This is a genomic window from Thiohalophilus sp. (assembly GCF_046483665.1).
Taxonomy (GTDB): Bacteria; Pseudomonadota; Gammaproteobacteria; order UBA6429; family Thiohalophilaceae; genus Thiohalophilus.
This window is the reverse complement of the sequence record NZ_JAWOCR010000005.1, coordinates 22,434-46,745: the sequence shown is the minus strand read 5'-3', so window position 1 is coordinate 46,745 and position 24,312 is coordinate 22,434. Positions and strand designations below refer to the sequence as shown.

Genomic DNA, 24,312 nt, shown 5'->3' with positions numbered 1-24,312 from the left:
GGTATCCGTGAACAGACGCAAATAAACGCCAAGTCTTTATTTGCCTGCATTTGCGAAATATTGACCGGGATTACATATAACTTTTGTATTCCTCACCCGGATTCGGTAGCCCTGCAAGCCGCCAGGCTTCGCGGTATTGGTTGTTGAACAGGTTTTCCAGACAGTATTTGTCGAGCTGTTGTAGCAGACAGACATGCCGTTCCTGTGGGGCATAGCCATGAGTGAAGTAGAAATTCCGCAGGCTCTCGATTAACTTCCAGTGGGTGTCGGTCAGTTCACTGATGCCGTCGATCCGGGCGAGATATTCGGCGACACCCGGCGACCACATGGCCGGGTTGATGAGAAAGCCGTCTTCGTCCAGTTCAAGGTGACCGGTGGGTATTGTGTTCTGGATCGGAGCCACGGCCTGATCCTCCTTATCCCAAGGGGATATTTTCCAGTCAAGAAAATTGATCTTTCATTCCGTATATAGGCGTATCAATGCACTCTTGCAAGATCTGACACTGGCAGTGAGATATCCCGGTAACGGTGCAGGAGAGAACCCGATTATTGGTCTATCGAGTAACTGGCTGTTAAATAAACGGTTTCACGATTTCCCGGTAATCCGTTGTTTATACGCTGCCAGGGCGGCTTCCCGGCTCGCCTTTAATTCCAGGATCGGTTCAGGATAATTTTTGCCGATAATACATCCTGCCTCTTTTTGAACTTCTTCCGGCGCTTTCCAGGGCTCGTGGATGTGTTTGTTCGGCAGGCTGGCCAGTTCCGGGACCCACTGGCGAATATATAACCCCTGCTTGTCGAAGCGCTGGCTCTGAGTGACCGGGTTGAAGATGCGAAACCAGGGTGCGGCGTCGACCCCGCAGCCGGCGACCCATTGCCAGTTCATGCTGTTGGCGGCGAGATCGGCGTCCACCAGGGTGTCCCAGAACCATTCGGCGCCCTGTTTCCAGTGTTGCATTCCGTTCTTGGTCAAAAACGAGGCGACGATCATGCGTACCCGGTTGTGCATGTAACCGGTGTGCCACAGTTCGCGCATGCCGGCGTCGATGATGGGATAGCCGGTGCGGCCCTGTTGCCAGGCCTGTAACAGCTTTTTCGATTGTTTCCATTTGAAGTTATTGAAGCGTTCATCAAACGGTTTGTCGGTGGTGTGCGGAAAGTGGAACAGCACGGAATGGGCGAAGTCGCGCCAGATCAGCTCGCGAATGAAACCTTCGCCCTGGCGACGCAGACCCTGGCGATCCAGCTCGGCCAGGATCGCCCGTACGCTGATCTCGCCGAAGTGCAGATGCGGCGACAGGCGAGACGTGCCTTGTAGGGAAGGAATATCCCGTGCCTGGTGATAATCGGCCAGATCGTTGCGCAGAAAACGACGCAGTTGCTTCCAGGCCCCGGCCTCGCCGGGTTGCCAGTGGTTGTAAAGTCCGCTGTCCCATTCAATGGTGGGCAGCAGCGCCAGATCCGCAATTTTTTCGGATTTGATCCGGGTGGTGACGCCGGGCAGTTGTCTGGGACTGTTGTATGTCAGGTTGTCCCACCCTTCGCGCAGGTAGCATTTATAAAACGGGGTGAAGACCCTGTAGGGTTGTCCGGATTGATTACGAACCGTATCCGGTTCGCGTAACAGGTTGCCCTGGTAAATGCTGAAAGTGATGTCGTGATCTTTTAACTGCCGGTGCAGTTGTTTATCCCGCTTCAGCTGGGCCGGTTCATAGATTCGGTTGCAATACACGGCATTGGCACCGGTCTCATCAATGATCTGTTGCAGTACCTGTGTGCTGTCGCCAGAACGAATAATCAAACGGCTACCGAGCTGTTTGAGTTTCTCCGCCAGCGCAGTGAGGCTGTGATGCAGCCACCAGCGGCTGGCGGCACCGGGTGCCCAGGCGGGACTGTCATCGTGTATATATATAGGAATGATCCGGTCGGCATCGGCCAGGGCCGCCTGCAGGGCGGGATTGTCATGCAGGCGCAGATCCTGTCGAAACCAGAGGATCAGGGTAAGGGACATACGAGCAGGCTGGGCTCAGCGCTTGTGCGCCAGTGTCAGGCCGTCGCCAATGGGCAGCAGGCTGATATCGACCCGGGAATCACTGTGCAGGGCGTCATTCAGATCCCGGATCGCCTGTGTGTCCGCGTCGTTAACAGCTGGGTCGGCGACATCGCCATTCCAGAGCGTATTGTCGATGGCAATCAAACCGCCGCGGCGAATCAGTTTGAGGCACTGTTCGTAATAGGTCAGATAATGGCTCTTGTCGGCATCGATGAAGGCAAAATCGAAACTGTTGGCATTGCCGGTGTCGATCAGCTTTTGCAGGGTTTTGTCCGCCGGTGCCAGCAGCAATTCGATTTGTTTGTGTACCCCGGCCTCATGCCAGTAGCGTCGCGCCATATCGGTCCATTCCTGGTTGATATCGCAGGCAACCAGGCGCCCGTCGGCGGGCAGGGCTTCTGCCATGCACAGGGCGCTGTAGCCGGTAAAGACGCCGATCTCGATGACCTGTCTGGCACCGAGCAATTTAACCAGCAAATTAAGCAGCTGACCCTGTTCCGGGGAGATCTGCATGCGGGCCATCTCCAGGGTGGCGGTCTCTTCGCGCAACTGTTTCAGCAGCGGACTCTCGCGCAGGGAATGGGCCAGCAGATACTCGTAAACAGTGTCATTCAGATTCAGGGTACGGTTTGACATGCGCTGCCTCGTGATTAGCCGGGAAGTCGCCGGCGCAAGCCGGCGGAATGTCTCGTTATGGTAAACTAGCCGCCGGCAAATGCAATTCATCCGGTAAAGGCGGCATACCGCAGTTATGGCCATTCTCTGGGAAAAGACCTGGCAAGGCGCGCATTATCAGGTGCGTACTGCGGGCCGGACCCGCCGCTTGTATACCGATGGGGTGTTTCACAGCCAGTATCATCCGCAACGTACCCTGGCGGGCGGCATCTGGGACCTGTTGTGGCTGCCGGCATTCTTTCGCCAGCCGCCCCGGTTTCGACGGGTATTGATGCTGGGCGTCGGGGGCGGCACGGTGTTTCATCAGTTACAGCGTTATGCCGATGTCGCCGAGATGGTGGGGGTGGAACTCAATCCGATCCATGTGCAGGTGGCACAGGATTATTTTGAGATAGGGCGCTGCGGCGCCGAGCTGCACCAGGCGGAGGCGGGACAATGGTTGCAGGATTACCAGGGACCGAAATTCGACCTGATTATCGAGGATCTGTTTACCGAAGAGCGGGGTGAACCGGTCAGGGCGATTAAAGCGGATCAAAAATGGTTCGAGCTGCTCAATCGTAACCTCTCCCGTGACGGCATACTGGTGATGAATTTTGTCTCGCGCAAAAGCCTGCGCGATTGTGCCTGGTATCAGCAGTCGAAACTGCGCAAGGCTTTACCGCAGGGGTACCAGTTTACCCTCCCGGCTTTTGAAAATTATATTGCCTGTTTTTTACGTCAGCCGTCATCCAGCCAGCTGTTGCGCGAACAACTGAACGGGATACCGGCATTGGCACAGGAGATCAGCCGGGGAAATTTCAATTTCACTGTACGGCGTTTACTGGCTGGCCGATAATGCGGCGGGCGAACAATTTCTGAGAAATCTCCGGGCTATGGCAGCGAAAAAGAAAGTCAGCAAAAAGAAGACTACGGCGAAAAAGAAGACCAAAAAGAAAGCCGTACGCAAGAAAAAAACCGGCAAGCTGGCGCCGCGCAAGGAACAGCGCGGCCTGAAGGCCGAGCAGGTCGTCCTGCCGCTGGATGACAAGGCTGTGGCACCGCTGATCGCCGAGATTCAGGCCGTCGGCGGGGCTGCCATCGGTGCCTATCGAGAACCGCTGTCCGGACGGCAGGTGGTTATGGCGGTGTTGCCTTTCAAGGCGGTACAGCCGACGCCGTTTCAGCGCGATCTTTCCCCGACGCACGTCAAGCGCCTGGCCGAGAAGATCGAGGAGAGTGGCTCGTTTCTGGATCCGCTGATCGTGGTACGCGGGGACGACGGCAGCCTGTGGACGCCCAATGGTCGCCATCGCCTGGCGGCGGCCAAAATGCTTGGCCTGCGCCAGATCACCGCGCTGGTCTCGCCCGACGAGGAGCTGGCTTTTCGGATACTGGCCCTGAATACCGAGAAGGCCCATAACCTCAAGGATCGCAGTCTGGAAGTGATCCGTATGGCGCGTGCGCTGGCCGAGAGCAAGCCGCGCGCCAAGGAAGTGGATTACAGCGCCGAGTTCGAGGCACCGGAGTTGCTGACCCTGGGGATGATCTACTCGCAGAACAAACGCTTTGCCGGCGGCGCCTACAGCCCGATGCTGAAAAAACTGGACCGTTTCAGCGAACGCACCCTGCGCGTCAGTCTGCGCGAACGGGAAGCGCAGGCGGCCCGCTTGCAGGAGATCGATGTGCAGGTAAAAAAGATCATCGAGAAGTTAAAAGCGCGCGGCTTCAAGTCGCCCTATCTACGCAATTACGTGGTCGCCCGGATCAACCCGGTACGCTTTCATCGCGTCAAAAAAGGCGATACCTCGCCACCAATGAGTGTCCCGGCGGCCCTGACGCGCATGGCGTCGGCAGCGAAGAAGTTCAATCTTGATTCGGTCAAGCCGGGCGAACTGGCCCTGGTGGCCGCCATGTCGGGTGGAGAAGGGTAGTGACAAATATCGCTCAGCTGCAACAAACCGACCGTATGGCGTGCCGCGCCGGTTGTGGCGCCTGTTGTATTGCGCCGTCTATCTCCTCACCGATTCCCGGCATGCCACAGGGCAAACCGGCCGGCGTGCGTTGCATCCAGCTGGATGAGAATCATCTGTGTCGCCTGTTCGGGCAACCTGAACGGCCCGCGGTTTGCGAGCAGTTCAGCGCGACGGCCTCGATCTGCGGCGAGACGTATGAGGATGCCGTGTATCAGCTGCAATGGCTTGAGCAACAGACCGGGTGAGGCATTAAATGGCAAGCTGGTTGTTATATTGCCGGGCCGGGTTTGAGAACGAATGTGCCGCCGAAATCCAGGGCGAGGCTTTGCAGCGGGGCATCAGCGGGTACTGCAAGGCCCGGGCAGACAGCGGCTATGTCACTTTCACCAGCCATGATCCCGGTGCCGATCTGTTTGATGTGCTGGCATTGGAGGATCTGATCTTTACCCGCCAATGGTTTGCTATCTATGAACTGCTCAATGATCTACCGCTGGCTGATCGGCTGACGCCTATTCTGAGGTTATTGCAGCAAGAGCCTCAGCGTTATGCCGGATTTTTTATCGAAACCCCGGATACCAATACCGGCAAGGAGCTGCAGAAACTCTGCCGGGCCCTGGCCCGCCCGCTGGAGTCACAACTGGACGCAGGCGGGCTTTACCAGGGAAAGGCCGATTACCGGTTGCATCTGTGTTTTCTCTCCACCCATGCCGCCTATGTCGGTTATGCGCCATTGAATAACAGTTCGATCTGGCTGATGGGGATTCCCCGTCTGCGCGCGCCGCGCCAGGCACCGAGCCGTTCGGCCCTGAAGCTAGAAGAAGGCATGTTGCGACTGCTGTTCGATGACGAACGCGAGCGCTTTCTTCGGTCAGGCATGAAAGCGGTGGATCTGGGCGCGGCCCCTGGGGGCTGGAGCTGGCAACTGATACAGCGGCATCTGTTTGTCATGGCGGTGGACAATGGTCCCATGCAGGAGGATTTGCTGGAATCGGGACAACTTGAACATATCCGCGAAGACGGTTTTCGTTATCAACCATCAAAGCAGGTTGACTGGATGGTGTGTGACATCGTCGACAAGCCGAAGAAAGTCACCGCCCTGATGGCACGCTGGCTGGTCAATGGCTGGTGCCGATATACGATCTTCAACCTCAAACTCCCGATGAAAAAACGCTATCAGGAAGTGCAGCAGTGCCTGACGTTCCTGCACGACGAACTGCTTCACGCAGGCATGGAGGCCACCATCCGCTGCAAGCAGCTCTATCACGACCGGGAGGAAGTCACCGTCTGTGTTCTTACCGCAGACGCTTCTGGAAAATAACGCAGAGGGCGTAAAGTCGCAAAGGGTGCAAAGATTTATTAAATACAGTAGATATTATGATGTATTAATCCTGGCCCTGGACTCATTGCTTGACTATGTGGTTTAAAACCAATTTTTCTTTGCGCTCTCCACGTCTTTGCGTTCATTCCACAGATATAGCCATAGGGGATAGTTATTCAGATCCATCGCTATCGTCGGAGGGGATCGGCAGGGGTTTCTGGCCGGGGTAGGCGAAGTATTGACGTGGCGCCGTGTCGGATTTCTGACCGGTGTTGATCTTGAACTTTTTGCGTTTGGGTTTCATCAGGATGATGTCACTTTTGCGGGTGATGTCGATATCGTGATCGAGCAATACCCGGCGATGGCGCTCGCACACTTCCTCGGATTCGCGTCTCAGCAGCACCTGAACATCACGCCCCCGCAGCCAGTTATAGGCGGTGCGCCGATAGGGGTAGGGGATTTCCATAATCCGGTTAATCAGCGCCTCGACTTCGGTCGGCATATCGTTTGGTTTTTTACTGCTACAGAACTGGATGATGTATTGATACTGGCCACGCTCGTCCAGGGTTTCAATATGCGAGGCGGCAAGCTCGGCGGTATCAAACCGCCGGGCATCCAGAGCGGGTACCAGCTGATCGTTCTCGCCAAGAAAAATATCCCGTTTGGACCGCCGGATATGTTCCGTGCTGAGCTGGCGTTCTACCCGGACGACAAAGTACTCATCCAGTCGGTTATTGCCCGGTATTTGATTCATGCCCCCAGAATAGCATGGAACGGCTGGAATCTGTCCGTGGACGGGCTTGCCGAAACCCTCACTATCACATACAGTTAGCGGTGATAATCACAGCCTGTGGCAATACCGTTGTTGAACCAGAAACCTCGATACATGTTGCCCGAACGGCTGGTCTGGCCAGGTTCCCTCAAGTATGCATTTGCCAGCCTGCTATTCGGGGTGGTCTATTTCCTGCTGGGACAAGCCGGTTTGTCGATCAATACCGGCTATTCCGGGATCACCCCCTTCTGGCCGGCCTCTGGTCTGGCGGTGGTTGTTTTTGTCCTGTACGGACCACGTATGTGGCCCGGCATCTTTATCGGTATTTCCCTGCTCGCCTACTTTAATGCACTCCCGTTAACCGCTGCTTTTCTGGCAGCCTGCGGTCATACTCTGGAGGCATCGGCGGCCTGGTATTTCCTGAATCGCTGTCGTTTAAAGTTGAACTTTCGCCGTGTTCGGGAAGTACTGCAGTTTGCCGCGATTGCCTTTGCTGCACCGATTGTTTCCAGTCTGGTTGGAGGTCTTGCAATGGCGGTCTCTAACGTTGTCAGCTGGTCTGATTTTACTTTTGTTGCGGGTATGTGGTGGCTCGGAGATGCTATAGGAATTCTTCTGGTTGCACCATTTATTCTGATCTGGCGAAACCTTTTTTTCTACTGCACGGATGGAGCGCAAAGCAGCCGGCTTGACACCGATGTCAGTGAAGATTGCCAATATCTGCTCAGAACGAATCGTCTGGGGCAACTTTCCCTGTACGTGCTGTTAATGATTTTCGTGGCGGTATACAGCTTTTCCGGACTGAACGAACAGTCGACAGCCAGTCTTGGTCTGTTCTACCTTATACTTCCTTTGACGGTATTTGTTGCCATCAGCTTCGAGCAGTTTGGCGCCACAATGGCCTCGATGCTGATTGGTATTGTGCTACTGTTTTCTTACCATCCGGAGTGGGGACCTTACGATGCATCGGATACGCTACTGAATCTGATGATGATCGTATTGTTTATCTGTATAACCACAATCACGGCGATGGTAGTGGCGGCGCTGTTCACAGAACGACGTGAGTCAGAAAAGGAATTGCGCGCCTCCCACCGGCGCCTGCAGGAAAGTGAGTTACGATTACGTCAGTTATCGGAGAATATCAACGAGGTCTTCTGGCTTGTTGATGTTAACGAGGAACGTATGGTTTATGTGAGTCCTTCCTGTCTTGATGTCTGGGGGCGTGAACCGGATGTTTTTTATGCCGAGCCGCATTTATGGCATGAATCGATCTACACTGAAGACCAATCGAAGGTGTTCAGTGAGTACGAGAACTTTAAGCGGGGTGGGAAATTTGAAATCCAGTACCGTATTGTCAGGCCAGACAATACATTTCGCTGGATTCAGGACAAAGGGTTTCCGGTTTATGACGAGTTTGGAAAAATATATCGGCTTGCCGGTATTGCCGAAGATATTACCGAGAAGAAGCAGGCAGATGAAGATAAGAATCAGCAGGAGGAGGAACGGGCTCGCCTGTCCCGGTATATTTCGGTAGGGGAGCTGGGCAACAGTCTGGCGCACGAGATCAATCAGCCATTGACGTCCATTATGTGTTATGCGAAGGGCGGACTGAACCGGGCAAGAGAAGGTCGGTTGACTGATAAGGATGTACAGGAGGTATTTGGCCGGCTGAGTGATGAAGCGGAGCGCGCTGGAAAAATTATCAACAAGTTGCGTGATTTCGTTAATCGCAAGGATATCAAGTTCTCTTCAGTGGATATTAATGAACTGGCGCAGGATTCGCTGCGTCTTGTGGAAAACAAGATTAAAAGCAGCCAGATACAGGTAGTATATGTGCTGGGGAAATCCCTGCCCCTTATCCTGGTTGACTCGATATTGACCCAGCAGGTAATTCTGAACCTGGTGATTAATGCTATCGAGTCAATGGAAGAGCTCGAATCAGAGCGAGTACTGACGATAATGACAGAACAAGAGGGGGAGTTTGTCAAAGTTTCATTCCGTGACACCGGGCCCGGTGTGCCAGAAGAAATGCGGGAAAACATCTTTACTCCGCTTGTGAGCACCAAACAGCAGGGCATCGGGCTGGGCTTGCCGATCGCCAACAGTATTATCGAAAGTATGGGCGGCGAATTGCGCGCCTATCCGGGCAACGGGCCCGGTTATGTCTTCGAGTTCAGTTTGCCAATAAAACAGCGTCACGACAGGAGTAACCATGCGGTATCGTATTGGAACTGATCCGGAGCAGGCCCGACAAGAAGTCGATGGTATGATTGTCGGATCAGCCGTGTTCGGTTTATTCACCGGAATTGTTTTCGTAGTTGCCGGACTGCGCGTCCGTGAATTCAGGCTGGCTTTCTGGGGGTACGGGCTGATTCTGGCCAGCAGCGCCTATCTGCTGTATACGTTTTTCAAGTAAAATCCATGCCACGCGATGTTGTTGTTTTGATCCACGGCATCTGGATGACCAGTCTGGAGCTGCGGTTGCTGGGTCGGCGTTTGCAAAAGTGTGGCTTCGATAGTCGTTATTTTCGATACCCCAGTTTACGTCGCACACCACAGCAAAATGCCGCCAGGTTACGGGACTATCTGCAATCAATCGAGGCCGGGCAGGTGCATCTGGTGGCACACAGCCTGGGCGGTATCGTACTGACACATTTATATACGCAGGGCGCACCACCGCATCCCGGTCGGGTCGTCATGTTGGGCACACCCTTGCAGGGTAGCGTGGTCGCTCGCCATCTTGCCGGACAGCGTTTTACTCGCTGGATTCTGGGACGCTCGACACAGTACGGGCTGTTGGGTGATGCACCGTCCTGGCAGGGCACCCAGGAGTCAGGCATGATTGCCGGCAGCCGTCCGAGGGGGATTGGTATGTTACTCGCTCCGGGAAAGCTGATCCGGCCACACGATGGCACGGTGGCTGTGAATGAGACCCGATCGGACGGACTGGCTCAGCATCTGAACCTCCCGCATACGCATCTGAGCATGCTGTTCGCCCGCGATGTTGCGACACAGGTCTGTGCTTTTTTACAACAGGGTCGCTTTTCCAACTGAAAAATCATTTCGAATGCCAGTCCTGTGATATTGCTTCGTTATGTTGTTTCTCGCAATCACATCACAATTTTCGGTCATGGCGAGCGAAGCGAAGCAATCTTTTGAACAAAGTAACCGGATATTGGAAACGCTTATTCAGGTACCCAGGGTGTTCGTGCCCGCCCGACGCTTGATATACTGTTTGTCGTTATGCCGTTGCGCACAATTTCTGCGATGTTTGGCGGAATGAATGTCACAAAATTAATCAGGACTCACGGATTATGTCATTACCGAAACTTAAATTAATAAGCTTTGCTCTGTGCCCCTATGTCCAGCGCTCTGTCATTACATTGCTGGAGAAAGAGGTTCCCTATGAGATCGAATATATCGATCTGGATAATCCGCCTGCCTGGTTTTATGACGTCTCGCCACTGGAAAAAGTACCGGTGTTGATGGTCGATGACGAATCGCTGTTTGAGTCGATGCCGATCTGTGAATATCTGGACGAAATCACGCCTGGCACTCTGTATCCCGAGGATCCGTTTGCACGGGCCAAAAACCGCGCCTGGGTCGAGTTCGGTAATGAGCTGCTGGGCGCGGCCTATACCTACTCGACGACCGGTGAAGAGATCGGTTACAAGCAGAACCTGATGACGGTCAAGGACCGGCTGGAAACCCTGGATGAATTTTTCGAAGGTGGCCCCTATTTCAATGGTGAGGCGTTTTCGCTGGTCGATGCTGTCTATGCACCGATCTTCCGCATGCTGGGTTGCCTGGAAGGAATGCAGGGGCAGGACATCTATGAAGACGCGCCACAGATTGCGCGCTGGTCAGAGACCCTGTTGCAGAGGTCTTCTGTCATCAAAGCCGTGCAGGCGAGTTTTAATGATGATTTCTGTGACTACATCAAACGCAGCGGCTCGATCTTTGCGCAAAAAGCCGGTGTTTAGTCCCGGTTTATGTCAGCATCGCGAATAGCACCGCTGGAAATCGCTCTGAACTGGGAGAGCCCGCATGCCCGCCATCGCGATCGCGGTTACTTTGAGCAGGTCGATCTGGCGCGGGATAGTTTTCTGCCCGGGCTCGGCGCGCGGCTGCAGGAACTCCCTGCTGGCGGGAACGTGCAGGGTGAGTTGCTGTTCGATGACTGGCAGCACAAATATCAGCCCGATCTGATCAAAACCCTGCCCCGGGAACAGTTCCGGCGCCGCAGCAAGCATCCACTGCCGCCGGTACTCCCCCGCACCGGACGGTTCTATCCACGGCGCTTTGTCAGCGAGGCGATCGAGATGGATCGCGATGCAAACTGGCCAGTGCGTTGCCTGCAGGCGGGCGAGCAGGAACTGCTTATCGATCTCAATCATCCGCTGGCCGGTCGACATCTACAATTAAAGGCCAGTTTGTTGGCTGAACCCCGGCCCGGCAGTGATCAGAACGAGCCGCCCCGGGATATTCTGGAGGCCTGTACGGCGAACGGCCCGGGGATGCAGGCAAGCTTGCCGGATGTCGATACCGATTTTTTCAGCGAAGATGCTTTTCGCCGCATCGATGAGGCCGGGGACGATGAATTCTATGCCAGCCCCCGTCTGGTACAGCATCTGGATGCCACCTGTCGCCGGCATATCCGCGATATCTATGCCCGTTTTCTGCAACCGGGTATGCGGGTGCTGGATCTGATGTCGAGCTGGGTCTCCCACTTGCCGGCCCGGACCGAGGATCAGATGGTCCACGGGCTGGGCATGAACGCCGGGGAAATGCAGGCCAATCCATACCTCCGGGACTATACCGTGCAAGACCTGAACCGGGACCCTCGCCTGCCATTTGAGGAGGCAATGTTCGATGCAGTGATCTGTACCGCCTCTATCGAATACCTGACTTCTCCCCTGACTGTGATTGGCGAGGTCGCGCGGGTATTAAAACCCGGTGCCCGACTGGTAATAACCTTTTCCGATCGCTGGTTCCCGACCAAGGCGATTCAATTATGGACCGAACTGCATGACTTCGAACGCATGCAACTGATTAGTGATTACCTGCGCCTCAGCGGCCAGTTCAAAGAACTGGAGACCGAATCCCTGCGCGGCTATCCCCGGCCGGCCGAGGATCCCTATATCGGCCAACTGGCTTATTCAGATCCTGTATTTGCTGTCTGGGGACAAAAAAAGTCCTGAGTGCTGAGTGCAGAAGGGAAAGTTGGCAGTCATCAGATAGCAGTTGACAGCAAAAAAACCGGTTTAGAATTTCTGCCAACTGCCAACTGCCAACTGCCAACTGCCAACTGCCAACTGCCAACTGCCAACTGCCAACTGCCAACTGCCAACTGCCAACTGCCAACTGCCAACTGCCAACTGCCAACTGCCAACTGTCTTTATTCTGTCATCGGGGTTTCGCTGTTTTGTCATACTGATTGTCTAGGCTTGGTAAAAACCAGCAGAGGCCAGGATGATGAATCCAGTTCACCCGCTCCGTCCACCCCGGTACCGCAGTGTCTGGTTGTCCGATATCCATCTGGGTTATCGTGGCTGCAAGGCCGAGTACCTGATCGATTTTCTCGACACCGTCCAGTGCGAGTATCTGTTTCTGGTTGGTGACATTTTCGACCTGTGGTACATGCGTCGCAAAGGACTCTATTGGCCGCAAAGCCATAATGATGTCATTCGCAAAATACTGGGTAAGGCCAAGCACGGTACCAGGGTAGTCTATATCCCCGGCAATCACGATGAGGATTTTCGGGAGCTGGATGGAATGGTGTTTGGCAATATTTCCATTCATAACCGTTATATCCATAAAACCGCTGACAATAAACGCCTTCTGATGTTGCACGGTGATGAATTCGACAATGCCATCCGCTGCAGCAAGCTGGTCGCATACCTGGGCGAACGGGCCTATGATGTCCTGCTGTATACCAATCGCTGGCTGAATGCGCTTCGCCGTCGGCTGGGCTTCCCTTACTGGTCCATTTCCACATTTCTTAAAAGCAAGGTCAAAAATGCCGTGAACGTGATTCATGACTTCGAGCAGGCCGTCGCCCACGAGGCCCGGCGCGCCGGTGTGGACGGCCTGGTCTGCGGTCACATTCATCATGCCGAGATTCGCCAGATTGGGGACGTGTTGTACTGCAATGACGGCGACTGGGTGGAGAACTGTACGGCAATGGTCGAGCATCGGGACGGCATGTTGGAGATATTGCACTGGTCCGACGTAGTCAAACCCCTCAAACAACATCCTGTCACGGATGCTGATAAGAAGATCGCATGAGAATAGCCATCGCGACTGATGCCTGGGCGCCACAAACCAACGGTGTGGTAAGAACACTCAATACGACCCGAAGTATACTGGAACAATCGGGTCATGACGTGTATATGGTTACCCCTGAACCTTTCAGGACCGTTCCTTTACCGACCTACCCGGATATACGACTGGCGCTGTTTCCCTATTGTCGGATCGCCGCTGATCTGGATGCATTTTCCCCCGAAGCGATTCATATTGCGACCGAAGGGCCGGTCGGTATGGCGGTGCGGCGTTATTGCCGTCGACATAAGCTCAAATTCACCACTTCTTATCATACGCAGTTTCCCGAGTATTTGCGTCTTCGGATGCCGATTCCCTTGCGGCTCAGTTATGCCTTTTTCAAGTGGTTTCATGGTCCGGCCGAGCGCACTCTGGTGCCGACTCCCTCCATGCAAGAGCGCTTGCTGGAGCGCGGCTTCGGAAATGTTGAGGTGTGGGGACGTGGGGTGGACGTTAACCTGTTTCGACCCTATGGCAAGGATTACCTGTCCGGTACGCGGCCGATTTTTGTTTATGTCGGCCGGGTGGCGGTGGAAAAGAATATTGAGGCGTTTCTCTCACTGGATCTGCCGGGCACGCAATACGTCGTAGGCGATGGGCCCGACCGTGCCATGCTGGAGAAAAAACATCCGCAGGTCATTTTCACCGGCTTTCGTTATGGCGAGGACCTGGCGCAAACCATTGCCGCAAGTGATGTGTTTGTGTTCCCCAGTCTGACCGACACGTTTGGTCTGGTAATGCTCGAAGCGATGGCTTGCGGCGTACCGGTGGCGGCCTACCCCGTGACCGGACCCAGGGATGTGGTGATAGACGGGGTTACCGGATGTCTGGATGAGGATCTGGGTCGGGCCGCCCGCCGGGCCCTGGACATCAATCCGCAAAACCCCCGCGATTACAGTTTGTCCCATTCCTGGCATCAGGCAACGGAACAGTTTTATGCCAACCTGGTGCCTAATACCAACATGGAGCCAGCGGCGGAAAAGGTGACTTCCGGCCTGGAGTGAACATTGAATACCTTTCAGACTCAGGAGGTTGAACGTTCGACAGGCGAATAATCTGCCGCTGATGTGGCAAAGGTGTCTGTCGTATGCTGGTATAGATCTGCCAGGAAAAGAGCCAGGGTACTATGGGACCACTCGTGCACGTAGTCCTGACCTTCGCGACTCAGGCGTCGTTGCAGCTCGGGCAACTCCAGTACCTGTTGAACTGTGCTGGCAAATTGATCCACATCTTCGTCGACGACCAGAGCACCGCGCTGCGGCAGGAGAATATCCCGGGTGCCCAGTTCGGCAGTCGATACCACAGGCACGCCACAGGCCATCGCCTCGAGCAATACCAGTCCCTGGGTTTCGGTGCGCGAGGAGAATACAAATACATTGCCGGCTCGATAACAGTCAAGCAGGGTGGTATTGCGATCCAGATAGCCGACAAAGCGAATGTTGTCCCGGGTACCCAGTTTGTCGCTCAATTGCTTCAGATGTTCAAGCGAGGGTCCTTCACCGGCAATCACAAACAGGGTCTGTGGTAACTGTTGCAATATCTGGTGATGTACCTGCAGTAGAAAATCGATGTTTTTCTCGTGGCCGATGCGCCCGATATGCACCATTACTGGCCGCTCCGGTTCGATATGATGCCGCTTGCGAAAGGCAGCTCCATCGCCCCGAGAGAAACGTTCGGGATCGATCCCCGTGGGCAGGATCCGGGTTGGCAGTTGTATGTGATAGTCACGAATGACCTTGAGCATGGCACTGGAGGGCACGATCAATCCCTGCAGATTACGGCACTGCCGGCGGGTGATCAAACGGATCAAGGGACGAAATACCCGGCGAGGAATAAACGGGACATAGTTATGCATGTATTCCTCGAAGTGGGTGTGATAGGTCTCGATACAGGGGATACACAGACGGCGGGCCATGCGTTTTCCGCTGCGATGGGCGGCAAACGGCGTCTGGATGTGGATCAAGTCAATCGGTTTTTCCTGGTGAAGCCGGGCAATTTCCCGATCCACGGCGGCGACGGACATCAGACGGTCTTCTGGATCAAATGGAACAGGGCGCGCCTTGATACGCGAAATTCCTTCTTGTTCCGGATCATCCACGTTATAACGTGGCGCAATCAGCAGGATATCGTGTCCCAGTGCCTGCAGGCTGTCACGAAAAGTCTGTATTGATGTTGAGACGCCATTGATGCGGGGAAAATACACATCGGAAACCATTACTATCCGCATACAAGCGCCCGATTAGCCACTGATGGTGAATGATAGCAGGGCAATACCCCCGCCGAGCAGGGCGCCGCACAACACATCGGTCGGATAGTGCAGGGCAAGTACCACCCGGGACAGGGCGACCAGCGCGGTAAACGGCAGCAGAATGACAGCCAGCTCGGGGTAATAATGCAGCGCCACCAGAGTAAAGGAGACTGCATGCATGGTATGTCCGGACGGGAAACTGTATTGATCCAGGGGTGCAGTGCCCAGCAACAGATCCTGTTTCACCACGCAGGGCCGGGGCCGTTCGGTGACGGACTTGATAGCCTTGTACAGGCCCAGCGCCAGTGCGCCGACGATGGCCATGTGCAGCGAAGCCCCCAGTGCCTCGCTGCCATAGATTAACGGCAATAGCGCTATCAGCGTGTACCAGAAAATCCCGTCACCGAGTCGGCTGATAAAGGCAAACAGTGATTTAATGAAGCGGATATGGCTGGCGCGGTTGAACAGGCCACACAGGGCGAGTTCAAATGCCACCATGCGTTTGATAAACAGACTCTGGCGTATGGCATTCATGGTCAGGACACTCTTTATATGATCCTGCCAGCAAGGATGGGCCCCGTAGATGACAAATCCCTGACAGTCTGATGAACGTTTTATGACCATTGTTAGCCGACAGAAACCTGTGTGAGTAGAGGGATTGGCCGAATCGGATGTTTGTTAGTTCTGAAAGGGAAGTTGGCAGTCGTAGTTTGCAGTCGTAAGCCAGCTGCCAACTGTGGGAGCCGGCTTCGACCGCGACGGTGCTAGATTCGGCAGTCGCGCCCGTGGGGCACTCCCACAGGCTCGCTATTGAGGGACGAAGATATTTGACTCTCGCAGAGACGCAGAATCCGCTGAGGATTAAACAGATGATATTTCTCGCTGTCCTGTTGCCTCTGCGAGAGATAACAGATACGCCGCCACCGGCATGTGGAATGCCAGGTAGCGCTGCGCACAACCTGGCCTACACTATTGCTGCCAACTGCCAACTGCCAACTGCCAACTGCCAACTGCCATTTGCTAACCGTGGGAGCGGGCTTCGACCGCGACGATGCCGGATTCGGCAGTCCCGCCCGTGGGGCGCGCCCACAGGCTCACTATTTAGCGATTCCTGCCAACAGTCACATACAGTGTTAGAATAATCCGATATATAAGAATCTGATCAATGAATCCGATTACCAAAGGCGGAGAGTACAATATGCGTATCGATCTTGATCCCGACAGCGATGTGGTACAGGAACAGTTTGCCGTGGTCTATTGTCCGAGACGCAAGCGGGATCGTTTCCCGGAAGGGAGTGTTGAGGTGGTAGCAAGTGCCGAGGCGGCGCTGGCCGGGGCCAATCCGGATAAAAACCTGTATTCGGCCATGGTGGTCGGGCCGTCCCGTTCTTCGGAAGGGGCTCGGCTGTACTATCTGGTTCAATGGCTGGAGACGGATAAGTCATGAGTCAGAGTGAGGATCGTAACTTCGATCCCCTGCATCAGCGATTCAAAAAAAATATCTATGCCTCGCTGAAGGGGCGCCTGCGGCTGGAGGTGCTGTGGCGGGATGTCCAGCAACATATCCCGCAACTTGGCGAGGATCGCAGCTGGCGGATTCTGGATGCCGGTTGTGGTATGGGCCATTTCAGCCAGCGACTGGCCAGGCAAGGACATGAATTATTGCTGTGCGACATTTCGCAACAGCAACTGGCCGCTGCCGAAGTAACGCTCAACCAGGCCGGGGCCATGGCGCGCTACATTTTCCGGCATATGCCGTTTCAGCAGCTGGCCGAAGGCGAGACGGAACCTTTTGATATGGTGCTGTGTCACGCCGTGCTGGAATGGTTGGCCGATCCCCGCCAGGGAGTGACGGCGTTGCAAAAACTGGTGCGCCCCGGTGGCTGGCTCTCGCTATTGTTTTTCAATCGCCATGCGTTGGAGTACCGGCACTTGCTGAACGGCAATTTCAAAAAATTACGCATCGGCGATCTGGCCGGGGAGGGGAAATACCTGACGCCGGATAATCCCCTGCAGCCTTCAGAAGTCATGAGTTGGCTGGAGTCGGCGGGTATGCAAGTTGTCGCCAGCAGCGGGGTGCGGACCTTCGTCGATTTCATGCACCGCCCCACGCGGGATAAAATGGCCTTTGAAGAACTGCTGGAGATGGAACTGTGTTACTCCACGCGGGAGCCGTACCGTTCCCTGGCTCGCTACATTCACATCATCGCCCGGCGCGAACCGACAGATTGAACTTCCTATGCAGACAATTCACATTCGCGGATTACGCCACTCCGCCTTTTACAGTCCCCTGCTGGCCACCATGACTGCCGGCTTTTTAAAAGCCGAAGGCCTCGAAGCCGAGTACAGCGTGGTCGACGCCGAACACCCGCTGGAAGGTGGTCTGCGTGACGGGACGGTGCATGTCGCCCAGGCTGCCCCGGCGGCCAGTTTTGCCTATCTGGAAAGAGGCGAATCACCACCTTATATTCATTTCGCCCGGATTAACGATCGCGATGGTTTCTTTCTGGCCGCCCGACAGCCTGAACCCGATTTTAACTGGTCACAGCTGTCGGGCAAGCGCGTGCTGGTGGATCATCTGTTCCAGCCCATTGCCATGTTCCGTTATGTGCTGCGCCGGGAAGGTATCGATCCGGCCAGTGTCGATATTGTCGATGCCGGCGATGTCACGGCTATGGACCAGGCATTTCGTAACGGCGAAGGGGATTATATTCACCAGCAGGGTCCGGCCCCGCAACAACTGGAACACGAGGGCATTGGCCATGTGGTTGCCTCGGTGGGCGAGCGAATCGGGCCGGTGGCCTTCAGCAGTCTGTGCGCGACGCCTGACTGGTTGCAAACGGATATGGCCCGCGCGTTCATGCGCGCCTATCGCCGCGCCCAGCAATATGTGATCGAGACGCCGGCCGAACAACTGGCCCGCGAAGAACAATCCTTTTTCCCCGCTATCGATCCCGAAGTACTGTCCCGCACCATCGCTGCTTATCAGGCCCTGGGTTGCTGGCAGAGTTCGCCCGACATTCCCCGTGCCAGCTACGAGACCCTGCTGGATGTGTTCGAAGCCGACGGGCAGATCAGCCGGCGTTATCCCTACGAGGATGTCATCACCGCACCGCCTGCGTAATGCCGGATTTAAAAAAGCTTCACCACGAAGACACGAAGGCTCGAAGATAAAATTCATGAGTTCTTAGTTCTTAGTTCTTAGTTCTTAGTTCTTAGTTCTTAGTTCTTAGTTCTTAGTTCTTAGTTCTTAGTTCTTAGTTCTTAGTCCTGAGTGGCGTAGCTCACGCTGGCGACAGCCTGCGTGACACCCGGTCGATAGGGGGTGAGTTTTATAAAATTTCACTACGAAGACACGAAGAGAAAATGAATACACTTCGAGACTTCGTGTCTTCGTGGTAAGAAAACTGCCAACTCAAAACTCAAAACTCAGAACTCAAAACTCAAAACTCAAAACTCAAAACTCAGAACTCAGAACTCAGAACTCAGAACTCAGAACTCAGAACTCAAGACTCAGCACTCAGCACTCAGCACTCAGCACTGATCTCCTTCCAGGCAGGATGCCGTTTGATTTCCTGCAGGGCCTTGTTGAGCAGGCTGATGCCCGGCTCGGTGCGGTGCCAGGTAGAAGCGCCGGAGGGGTGGGGCAGGGGGATGATATCCCGTACTTTGCCTTCCACTTCAATCCGGTGACGCTGGCCGATCACGTCGTTCAATTTGTTGACCGGCATGAATTGAGCGATCGCCAGTTTGCCGACCGGGAGCAACAGTTGTGGTTGCAACAGCTCGATTTCCTGCTGCCACCAGCTGCGGCAATTGGCGATTTCTTCTCTGGTCGGGACTCGATCACCGCCCTTATCGAGTTTGCCGGGAAAGCAACGACAGACCGCAGCCATGTAAACCTGTTGTCGAAAGTGATCTTCTTCCAGCCCGATGCGGGCAAACCAGCCAAACAATGTTTTGCCGGCAGTCCAGGCAAAAGGGCGATGCAGCTCGATCTCGCGATTGCCGGGAGCCTGGCCAATTAACATCACCGGCGAGACAACCGACTGGCCGGTAACCGGGGGGCCCTGCATGTCGGGGCAGCGCTGGCAGCGACGCAGGCGGCATTGATGTTGCTCTATTGTCTTGATATCGGTCATGAAGTTCACATCAGAGTGTCACAGGCCGGACATATTGCCGGATTACATTTTGCCTGTGATTGAAAAACACCGGCAAGGAGAAGGCTATGTCCAGGTATAAACTGGTTTCGATCGAAAAAAGCGCCCCACCGCAAGGGCAAAGTGGCGACAACTGGTACTGTTATGTGATTGCCAGTGCGACCAGCAACATCGTCAGTTACCGTCGCGGTACGCTGGCCGAGACGCGGGCCGTGGCGCGTGAATGCGTCATGCATCTCAACAGTCAGCTCGTTGGCGTACCTTCCCGTGAGTTTGTGCGCCGCGCCTATCCGGTAGCGGACGTGGATCCGTTGCCGGCGGCCTGAACAGGGCTGCTCAGACTCCGGGCTGCAATACAATTTTGCCGCGGGTGTGGCCCGCTTCGATAAGCTGATGGGCCTGCACCGCCTCGGCCAGCGGCAGGGTCTGGCTGACATGCAGTTTTAACTGCCCGCTATGCAGGTAACCCGCACAACGATCCAGAATATCACCCTGATGAGCGCGTGCCTGAGGGAGATTCTCCAGCATCGGGGTGAGCATTAATTCAAAGCTGATGCCGAGGTTACGCTGACGGGCAATCCCCCGGTCGACTCCCTCGCCCGGATCGAGCAGGGTCACCAGCTGGCCATAATGGGCAACCGCCGACAGGCTCTGGTTAAAGACGGCCGGGCCAACCGTATCCAAAGCCACGTCGACACCCCGGCCTTCGGTCAGATCCATAACGGCCTCGACGGGATCCGTTTCCCGGTAGTTAATCACCTCGTCGGCCCCCAGTTGACGCACAAAGGCGGCTTTGTCCTCGTCGCTGATAGTGGTGAGTACCCGTGCGCCAGCCAGCCTGGCCAGCTGAATGGCGACATGACCCACGCCGCCAGCACCGGCATGCACCAGGACACTCTGGCCGTTTCGCAAACGGGCGCGATCATACAGCGCTTCCCAGGCAGTTATAAGGACCAGTGGTCCGGCCGCTGCGGCCGTAAAATCAATTTCGTCCGGTAACGGCCGGGCGATGGTTTCAGGGACCACGTTATATTCAGCATAGTTACCCGGCTCACGGCCCAGGCCGCCATGACAGAACCAGACACGATCACCAACCTGATGGCGCCGTACCTGGTCGCCGGTTTCAACCACCACACCGGCTCCATCACAGCCAGGAATCGCCGGCAAGGCATCCTCGAAAAACACGCCACGCTGACGCAGTTTGGTGTCGATGGGATTAACGCCCGCCCCGTGCAATCGGACCTTGATATCGGTGGGCTGTTGCAGTTGGGGTTCGTCCTGCTCCACGACCTGTAATACGGAGGGATCGCCCGCTCCGGTCATAATGACAGCTTGCATGGTTGTGACTTCCTGTTCGTCGATATTGATGGTGATTTTCGGGATAAATTGGATAGTACTCTGGTCGGGCAAATAGTCGCAGTTGCCGTTGTGATGATCAAGTGAAGACGGCCATAATACCCCCTGCCACAGATTAGCATTGTCAAAGCTCACAATTAAGGGTAGCTGACAGCCGTCCAGGGGAAGTAGCCCCGACGATCGAACCCCGTGCCGGTCGCGACGAGCCAGAATCCCGGCACAAAGCTTGGCCCGGGCTGACATAGTGCTAGAATCCGGATAACCGGTAAGATAACCGGTCCGCCAATAAGAACAGGAGTCCTGTAATGAACCTCGAAAAGGTGATCTTTGCATTTTTTATTGTTCTTGCCCTGACAATTAATTTCGGCTTTTTCATCGGCGATATCGACAACCCTGTACACCACAATGTTTACGAGCTGTACGCGGCACTGGTAATCAGTCTGATTGCCACTGTATTGAAATTTGGCGACCGGACTCATATTGGCGCAGTCTTGCTGGCAACCAGTCTGGTCGCGGATGTTCAACTGATCATTGCCGCGGTGATCTGGGGAGTAGTCGAACATGTCACTCACACCGGTATGACCCCGCATGTAATGGCGGCCATCGTCTCCCTCTCCGGTGGCGCTTTGCTGGCGAATATTACTTCGGTCGTCCTGTTCGTGATTGAAACGGCGATGATGCGCCGCTGACGGTCCGGTCTGATGCAGAACATCCTGTTTGTTTTCCTGCGGCGTCTGCATGTTCCGCTGATCGTTCTGATCAGCGTTTATGCGGTTTCGATCCTGGGGTTCGTGTTAATCCCGGGAGTAGACAATGAAGGTAATCCCTGGCGCATGGATTTTTTCCATGCCTTTTACTTTGTCAGCTACATGGGGACCACCATTGGTTTTGGTGAAATCCCCTATGAATTCACCGGTGCACAACGCCTGTGGACGACTTTCAGTATCTATGCCACGGTCATCAGCTGGTTGTATGCCATCGGTTATCTGCTGACCATTATTCAGGATCCGGCCTTTCGCAGTTTGCTGACAGAAAGCGCTTTCCGTCGCAACGTGCGTCGGATCAGCGAACCGTTTTATCTGATCTGCGGTTACGGTGATACCGGTAACTTTCTGGTCCGTGCTTTGAGCGAGGCAGGTATTCGTGCCGTGGTGGTGGAGATCGATCAAAACCGCGTTAATCAACTGGAACTGGCCGGCTATCGGACCTTCGTTCCCGGTTTGTGCGTTGACGCATCGATTCCCGAGAGCCTGGTCAAGGCCGGTCTGCAGCATCCGAACTGTGCCGGTGTGGTGGCCCTGACCAATGAGGACGCAGTAAACCTTAAAATTGCAATTACCAGTAAACTGCTTAACCCGGCATTACGAACCATCGCCCGGGCGGAAACCCACGATGTCGAGAAAAACATTGCCTCGTTTGGCACGGATCATATTATCAACCCGTTTGACACCTTTGCCGGCCGACTGGCCCTGGCCCTGCATTCACCGGGCATGTATCTTTTATATGAATGGATGACCAGCGTGCCTCACGAATCCCTGCGTGAGCCGGTTTTCCCCCCGGACGGGCGCTGGATTCTTTGTGGTTATGGCCGTTTCGGCAAGGCTGTGCATGAACGGCTCAAGTCCGAAGGGGTCGCCACCACGGTAATCGAGGCGATGCCGGACAAAACCGGCACGCCAAGTGACGGGGTGGTGGTGGGCCGTGGAACTGAGGCCGAGACCTTGCACGAAGCCGATATACAACATGCTGTCGGACTGGTTGCGGGTACCGATGATGATGCCAATAACCTGTCGATTGTGATGACGGCCAGAAGTCTGAATCCTGATCTGTTCACGGTGCTTCGTCAGAACAGCCGGGCCAATGATATGATCTTCAGTGCTGTGCAAAGCGATCTGATCATGCAACGCGGTAGCATCATCGCACACAAGATATTTGCTGTTATCACCACTCCCTTGCTGGCGGATTTTCTGCGTCTGGCCCGCCGCCATGATGATGACTGGGCGAATGAGCTGATCAGTCGGATCGGGGGTATCACCGGGGATGAGGCGCCACATGTCTGGATGCTGAGCCTGGATAAGGAGATGGCCCCGGCGGTTCATTCCATGCTCGAAGCGGGGGGATCGCTCCATGTTCAGAACCTGACGACTGATCCCCATGATTGTAGCAAGCAGCTGCCGCTGATCGTCATGTTGATTAAACGTGACGGTGATGAAGCCGAGCAGGATATCCTGTTGCCCTCCGCCCAGGAACCGCTGCAGGCTGGTGATCGACTCCTGTTGTGTGGTCGCTACGGGACCCAGGCCCACGTCGAGTGGCTTGTGGCCAATCTGAATGCGCTGGAATACGTGTTGACCGGGGAGGACCGGCCTGCCGGGCTTATCTGGCGGTACTGGAGCCGCCGGCAGCGTGAACAGGCGGATGAAGCCTGATTCCGGCCACCGAATGGGCTTTTCCATCGGCCTAAAGTATTTCCGCCGCGATCCGACAAATTCACAGGGATTGTAGAATTTCACCGGAATCAGGCAACAGAGGAGAGCCATGGATAGCGGTGCGCCATATGAGCAGCTAGCGGACGAACAGGGGACGGGAATGAAACTGGTAGATCGCATGCGTCGTTTGCGCGATTTGCCTCCCTTGCCGGAGACAATCATCAGAATTCTGACTCTGCGCCAGCATGAAGAGGTCAATGCCAGGGAACTGATCGAGATTGTCGAACAAGATCCGATGCTGGCCGCCCAGCTGGTCAGTTACGCCAACTCGGCTTTTTTTACCCACCATTCTGCTGTGATCTCTATTGAGGATGCGATTCTTCGGGTTGTCGGGGTATGTCCGGCGTTGGATCTGGCGCTGGGGCTGTCGGTTGGTCGCGTGTTATCGATTCCTGCCGAAGGCATACTGGGTGCGCGGCGCCTGTGGCGGCATGCCACCTACAGCGCCGCGCTGATGCAACAACTGGCTATCCGGATGCCGGAGAAAGGACGTCCGGACCCCGGCACCGCCTATTTGTGCGGACTGTTGCACGATATCGGCCTGTTTGTACTCGGGTTTCTGTTTCCGCAGGAACATCACACCCTGAGCCAGCTTGTCCAGCAGCATCCGGAGGTGGCGCTCAATCGTTTTGAGTATAACCTGATGGGCGTTGGTCACGGCGAGCTTGGCCAGATGGCCATGCGCTACTGGGACATGCCGGAGGTACTGGCCACTGTCGCTCGCCATCATCACAATACGGACTACCATGGCGAGCATGAAACTCTGATCGGGTTGCTGAATCTGGCGGAATCATTGTTGTCATCCCAGGGCCTGACCGATACTCCTGTACTGGAACTGGATGAATCCCTGCTGGAGAGACTCGGGCTCGAAGAAGAGAATGTGATACTTGTCGCCGATGAGGTAATTCAGGCTGGTGACAGTCTGGATCAGATGGCCAGACAGCTATGTGCGTAACCTGCCTGGCCGG

The 24,312-nt window shown here is 55.1% G+C and carries 26 protein-coding genes; 18 read left to right on the top strand and 8 right to left on the bottom strand.

The genetic code is table 11. The features are described from left to right. Window positions 1-70 precede the first annotated feature (70 nt). The 3 genes from R6U90_RS01045 to R6U90_RS01035 form a co-directional block, all read right to left on the bottom strand. Window positions 71-403 carry a TusE/DsrC/DsvC family sulfur relay protein gene (locus R6U90_RS01045; RefSeq protein ID WP_410350802.1) on the bottom strand — a complete coding sequence of 111 codons (333 nt, stop codon included), beginning with the start codon at window positions 401-403 and terminating at the stop codon, window positions 71-73. Between the two features lie 183 nt (window positions 404-586). Beyond that, window positions 587-2,011 carry a cryptochrome/photolyase family protein gene (locus R6U90_RS01040; RefSeq protein WP_410350801.1) on the bottom strand — a complete coding sequence of 475 codons (1,425 nt, stop codon included), beginning with the start codon at window positions 2,009-2,011 and terminating at the stop codon, window positions 587-589. A gap of 15 nt (window positions 2,012-2,026) precedes the next feature. After that, complete coding sequence (locus R6U90_RS01035) at window positions 2,027-2,689, bottom strand: class I SAM-dependent methyltransferase (protein WP_410350800.1); 663 nt, start codon at window positions 2,687-2,689, stop codon at window positions 2,027-2,029. 115 nt (window positions 2,690-2,804) lie between these two features. Between R6U90_RS01035 and R6U90_RS01030 the strand changes: the two genes are divergently transcribed. Genes R6U90_RS01030 through rlmM form a run of 4 tightly spaced genes read left to right on the top strand, consistent with a single transcriptional unit; the run spans window position 2,805 to window position 5,998 of the window. Then, complete coding sequence (locus R6U90_RS01030; RefSeq protein ID WP_410350799.1) at window positions 2,805-3,563, top strand: spermidine synthase; 759 nt, start codon at window positions 2,805-2,807, stop codon at window positions 3,561-3,563. A gap of 37 nt (window positions 3,564-3,600) precedes the next feature. Further along, window positions 3,601-4,638 carry a ParB N-terminal domain-containing protein gene (locus R6U90_RS01025; protein WP_410350798.1) on the top strand — a complete coding sequence of 346 codons (1,038 nt, stop codon included), beginning with the start codon at window positions 3,601-3,603 and terminating at the stop codon, window positions 4,636-4,638. Between the two features lie 35 nt (window positions 4,639-4,673). After that, the gene (locus R6U90_RS01020) at window positions 4,674-4,925 is read left to right on the top strand and encodes a YkgJ family cysteine cluster protein (RefSeq protein WP_410350922.1); all 252 of its coding nucleotides are present in this window, start codon (window positions 4,674-4,676) and stop codon (window positions 4,923-4,925) included. 8 nt (window positions 4,926-4,933) lie between these two features. Next, window positions 4,934-5,998 (top strand): 23S rRNA (cytidine(2498)-2'-O)-methyltransferase RlmM, encoded by a 1,065-nt coding sequence (gene rlmM / locus R6U90_RS01015; protein ID WP_410350797.1) that lies wholly within the window; start codon window positions 4,934-4,936, stop codon window positions 5,996-5,998. A gap of 172 nt (window positions 5,999-6,170) precedes the next feature. On the opposite strand, the gene R6U90_RS01010 is transcribed toward rlmM, so the two are convergent. Continuing rightward, window positions 6,171-6,752, bottom strand: coding sequence for a hypothetical protein (locus R6U90_RS01010; protein WP_410350796.1), 582 nt, complete (start codon window positions 6,750-6,752; stop codon window positions 6,171-6,173). 132 nt (window positions 6,753-6,884) lie between these two features. On the opposite strand from R6U90_RS01010, the gene R6U90_RS01005 reads away from it, so the two are divergent. From R6U90_RS01005 to R6U90_RS00975, 7 genes are all read left to right on the top strand, one after another. Further along, window positions 6,885-9,005, top strand: coding sequence for an MASE1 domain-containing protein (locus tag R6U90_RS01005; RefSeq protein ID WP_410350795.1), 2,121 nt, complete (start codon window positions 6,885-6,887; stop codon window positions 9,003-9,005). Further along, on the top strand, window positions 8,983-9,186 hold the full coding sequence (locus tag R6U90_RS01000) for a hypothetical protein (RefSeq protein ID WP_410350794.1): 204 nt from the start codon (window positions 8,983-8,985) through the stop codon (window positions 9,184-9,186). Before R6U90_RS01005 ends, R6U90_RS01000 begins: the two co-directional genes overlap by 23 nt. Before the next feature lie 5 nt (window positions 9,187-9,191). Then, window positions 9,192-9,824, top strand: a complete 633-nt coding sequence (locus R6U90_RS00995; RefSeq protein ID WP_410350793.1) for a lipase family alpha/beta hydrolase — start codon at window positions 9,192-9,194, stop codon at window positions 9,822-9,824. 260 nt (window positions 9,825-10,084) lie between these two features. Then, window positions 10,085-10,753 (top strand): glutathione S-transferase family protein, encoded by a 669-nt coding sequence (locus tag R6U90_RS00990; RefSeq protein WP_410350792.1) that lies wholly within the window; start codon window positions 10,085-10,087, stop codon window positions 10,751-10,753. Between the two features lie 9 nt (window positions 10,754-10,762). Beyond that, window positions 10,763-11,971 (top strand): methyltransferase domain-containing protein, encoded by a 1,209-nt coding sequence (locus R6U90_RS00985; RefSeq protein WP_410350791.1) that lies wholly within the window; start codon window positions 10,763-10,765, stop codon window positions 11,969-11,971. A 322-nt stretch (window positions 11,972-12,293) separates the two neighbouring features. After that, window positions 12,294-13,058, top strand: coding sequence for a UDP-2,3-diacylglucosamine diphosphatase (locus R6U90_RS00980; protein ID WP_410350790.1), 765 nt, complete (start codon window positions 12,294-12,296; stop codon window positions 13,056-13,058). Beyond that, window positions 13,055-14,095, top strand: coding sequence for a glycosyltransferase family 4 protein (locus R6U90_RS00975; protein ID WP_410350789.1), 1,041 nt, complete (start codon window positions 13,055-13,057; stop codon window positions 14,093-14,095). The genes R6U90_RS00980 and R6U90_RS00975 overlap by 4 nt, the downstream gene beginning before the upstream one ends. A 20-nt stretch (window positions 14,096-14,115) precedes the next feature. On the opposite strand, the gene R6U90_RS00970 is transcribed toward R6U90_RS00975, so the two are convergent. After that, window positions 14,116-15,318, bottom strand: a complete 1,203-nt coding sequence (locus tag R6U90_RS00970; protein ID WP_410350788.1) for a glycosyltransferase — start codon at window positions 15,316-15,318, stop codon at window positions 14,116-14,118. Between the two features lie 12 nt (window positions 15,319-15,330). Continuing rightward, the gene (locus R6U90_RS00965) at window positions 15,331-15,873 is read right to left on the bottom strand and encodes a phosphatase PAP2 family protein (RefSeq protein WP_410350787.1); all 543 of its coding nucleotides are present in this window, start codon (window positions 15,871-15,873) and stop codon (window positions 15,331-15,333) included. A gap of 631 nt (window positions 15,874-16,504) precedes the next feature. Between R6U90_RS00965 and R6U90_RS00960 the strand changes: the two genes are divergently transcribed. Genes R6U90_RS00960 through R6U90_RS00950 form a run of 3 tightly spaced genes read left to right on the top strand, consistent with a single transcriptional unit; the run spans window position 16,505 to window position 18,463 of the window. Further along, on the top strand, window positions 16,505-16,786 hold the full coding sequence (locus R6U90_RS00960) for a hypothetical protein (protein ID WP_410350786.1): 282 nt from the start codon (window positions 16,505-16,507) through the stop codon (window positions 16,784-16,786). Then, window positions 16,783-17,571 carry a methyltransferase gene (locus R6U90_RS00955; protein ID WP_410350785.1) on the top strand — a complete coding sequence of 263 codons (789 nt, stop codon included), beginning with the start codon at window positions 16,783-16,785 and terminating at the stop codon, window positions 17,569-17,571. Before R6U90_RS00960 ends, R6U90_RS00955 begins: the two co-directional genes overlap by 4 nt. A 7-nt stretch (window positions 17,572-17,578) precedes the next feature. Continuing rightward, window positions 17,579-18,463 carry an ABC transporter substrate-binding protein gene (locus tag R6U90_RS00950; RefSeq protein WP_410350784.1) on the top strand — a complete coding sequence of 295 codons (885 nt, stop codon included), beginning with the start codon at window positions 17,579-17,581 and terminating at the stop codon, window positions 18,461-18,463. A gap of 403 nt (window positions 18,464-18,866) precedes the next feature. Here R6U90_RS00950 and R6U90_RS00945 read toward each other — a convergent pair whose 3' ends face one another. Beyond that, window positions 18,867-19,481 (bottom strand): uracil-DNA glycosylase family protein, encoded by a 615-nt coding sequence (locus R6U90_RS00945; protein WP_410350783.1) that lies wholly within the window; start codon window positions 19,479-19,481, stop codon window positions 18,867-18,869. Between the two features lie 86 nt (window positions 19,482-19,567). Here R6U90_RS00945 and R6U90_RS00940 point away from each other — a divergent pair, with 86 nt between their 5' ends. After that, on the top strand, window positions 19,568-19,825 hold the full coding sequence (locus tag R6U90_RS00940; RefSeq protein ID WP_410350782.1) for a hypothetical protein: 258 nt from the start codon (window positions 19,568-19,570) through the stop codon (window positions 19,823-19,825). 10 nt (window positions 19,826-19,835) lie between these two features. Here R6U90_RS00940 and R6U90_RS00935 read toward each other — a convergent pair whose 3' ends face one another. Beyond that, window positions 19,836-20,837, bottom strand: coding sequence for a zinc-dependent alcohol dehydrogenase family protein (locus tag R6U90_RS00935; protein ID WP_410350921.1), 1,002 nt, complete (start codon window positions 20,835-20,837; stop codon window positions 19,836-19,838). A gap of 323 nt (window positions 20,838-21,160) precedes the next feature. On the opposite strand from R6U90_RS00935, the gene R6U90_RS00930 reads away from it, so the two are divergent. From R6U90_RS00930 to R6U90_RS00920, 3 genes are all read left to right on the top strand, one after another. Continuing rightward, the gene (locus tag R6U90_RS00930; protein ID WP_310693212.1) at window positions 21,161-21,544 is read left to right on the top strand and encodes a DUF6394 family protein; all 384 of its coding nucleotides are present in this window, start codon (window positions 21,161-21,163) and stop codon (window positions 21,542-21,544) included. A gap of 12 nt (window positions 21,545-21,556) precedes the next feature. After that, a complete protein-coding gene (locus R6U90_RS00925; RefSeq protein WP_410350781.1) occupies window positions 21,557-23,284 on the top strand; it encodes a potassium channel family protein in 1,728 nt (575 codons plus the stop codon). 160 nt (window positions 23,285-23,444) lie between these two features. Further along, window positions 23,445-24,299, top strand: coding sequence for an HDOD domain-containing protein (locus R6U90_RS00920; protein WP_410350780.1), 855 nt, complete (start codon window positions 23,445-23,447; stop codon window positions 24,297-24,299). Window positions 24,300-24,312: the final 13 nt, after the last annotated feature.

Bases quoted from the DNA above. Each gene is read 5' to 3' on its own strand.
- R6U90_RS01040 (WP_410350801.1), bottom strand. From the start codon at position 2,011: ATGTCCCTTACCCTGATCCTCTGGTTTCGACAGGATCTGCGCCTGCAT.
- R6U90_RS01035 (WP_410350800.1), bottom strand. From the start codon at position 2,689: ATGTCAAACCGTACCCTGAATCTGAATGACACTGTTTACGAGTATCTG.
- R6U90_RS01030 (WP_410350799.1), top strand. From the start codon at position 2,805: ATGGCCATTCTCTGGGAAAAGACCTGGCAAGGCGCGCATTATCAGGTG.
- R6U90_RS01025 (WP_410350798.1), top strand. From the start codon at position 3,601: ATGGCAGCGAAAAAGAAAGTCAGCAAAAAGAAGACTACGGCGAAAAAG.
- R6U90_RS01020 (WP_410350922.1), top strand. From the start codon at position 4,674: ATGGCGTGCCGCGCCGGTTGTGGCGCCTGTTGTATTGCGCCGTCTATC.
- rlmM (WP_410350797.1), top strand. From the start codon at position 4,934: ATGGCAAGCTGGTTGTTATATTGCCGGGCCGGGTTTGAGAACGAATGT.
- R6U90_RS01010 (WP_410350796.1), bottom strand. From the start codon at position 6,752: ATGAATCAAATACCGGGCAATAACCGACTGGATGAGTACTTTGTCGTC.
- R6U90_RS01005 (WP_410350795.1), top strand. From the start codon at position 6,885: ATGTTGCCCGAACGGCTGGTCTGGCCAGGTTCCCTCAAGTATGCATTT.
- R6U90_RS01000 (WP_410350794.1), top strand. From the start codon at position 8,983: ATGCGGTATCGTATTGGAACTGATCCGGAGCAGGCCCGACAAGAAGTC.
- R6U90_RS00995 (WP_410350793.1), top strand. From the start codon at position 9,192: ATGCCACGCGATGTTGTTGTTTTGATCCACGGCATCTGGATGACCAGT.
- R6U90_RS00990 (WP_410350792.1), top strand. From the start codon at position 10,085: ATGTCATTACCGAAACTTAAATTAATAAGCTTTGCTCTGTGCCCCTAT.
- R6U90_RS00985 (WP_410350791.1), top strand. From the start codon at position 10,763: ATGTCAGCATCGCGAATAGCACCGCTGGAAATCGCTCTGAACTGGGAG.
- R6U90_RS00975 (WP_410350789.1), top strand. From the start codon at position 13,055: ATGAGAATAGCCATCGCGACTGATGCCTGGGCGCCACAAACCAACGGT.
- R6U90_RS00970 (WP_410350788.1), bottom strand. From the start codon at position 15,318: ATGCGGATAGTAATGGTTTCCGATGTGTATTTTCCCCGCATCAATGGC.
- R6U90_RS00965 (WP_410350787.1), bottom strand. From the start codon at position 15,873: ATGAATGCCATACGCCAGAGTCTGTTTATCAAACGCATGGTGGCATTT.
- R6U90_RS00960 (WP_410350786.1), top strand. From the start codon at position 16,505: ATGAATCCGATTACCAAAGGCGGAGAGTACAATATGCGTATCGATCTT.
- R6U90_RS00955 (WP_410350785.1), top strand. From the start codon at position 16,783: ATGAGTCAGAGTGAGGATCGTAACTTCGATCCCCTGCATCAGCGATTC.
- R6U90_RS00950 (WP_410350784.1), top strand. From the start codon at position 17,579: ATGCAGACAATTCACATTCGCGGATTACGCCACTCCGCCTTTTACAGT.
- R6U90_RS00945 (WP_410350783.1), bottom strand. From the start codon at position 19,481: ATGACCGATATCAAGACAATAGAGCAACATCAATGCCGCCTGCGTCGC.
- R6U90_RS00940 (WP_410350782.1), top strand. From the start codon at position 19,568: ATGTCCAGGTATAAACTGGTTTCGATCGAAAAAAGCGCCCCACCGCAA.
- R6U90_RS00935 (WP_410350921.1), bottom strand. From the start codon at position 20,837: ATGCAAGCTGTCATTATGACCGGAGCGGGCGATCCCTCCGTATTACAG.
- R6U90_RS00930 (WP_310693212.1), top strand. From the start codon at position 21,161: ATGAACCTCGAAAAGGTGATCTTTGCATTTTTTATTGTTCTTGCCCTG.
- R6U90_RS00925 (WP_410350781.1), top strand. From the start codon at position 21,557: ATGCAGAACATCCTGTTTGTTTTCCTGCGGCGTCTGCATGTTCCGCTG.
- R6U90_RS00920 (WP_410350780.1), top strand. From the start codon at position 23,445: ATGAAACTGGTAGATCGCATGCGTCGTTTGCGCGATTTGCCTCCCTTG.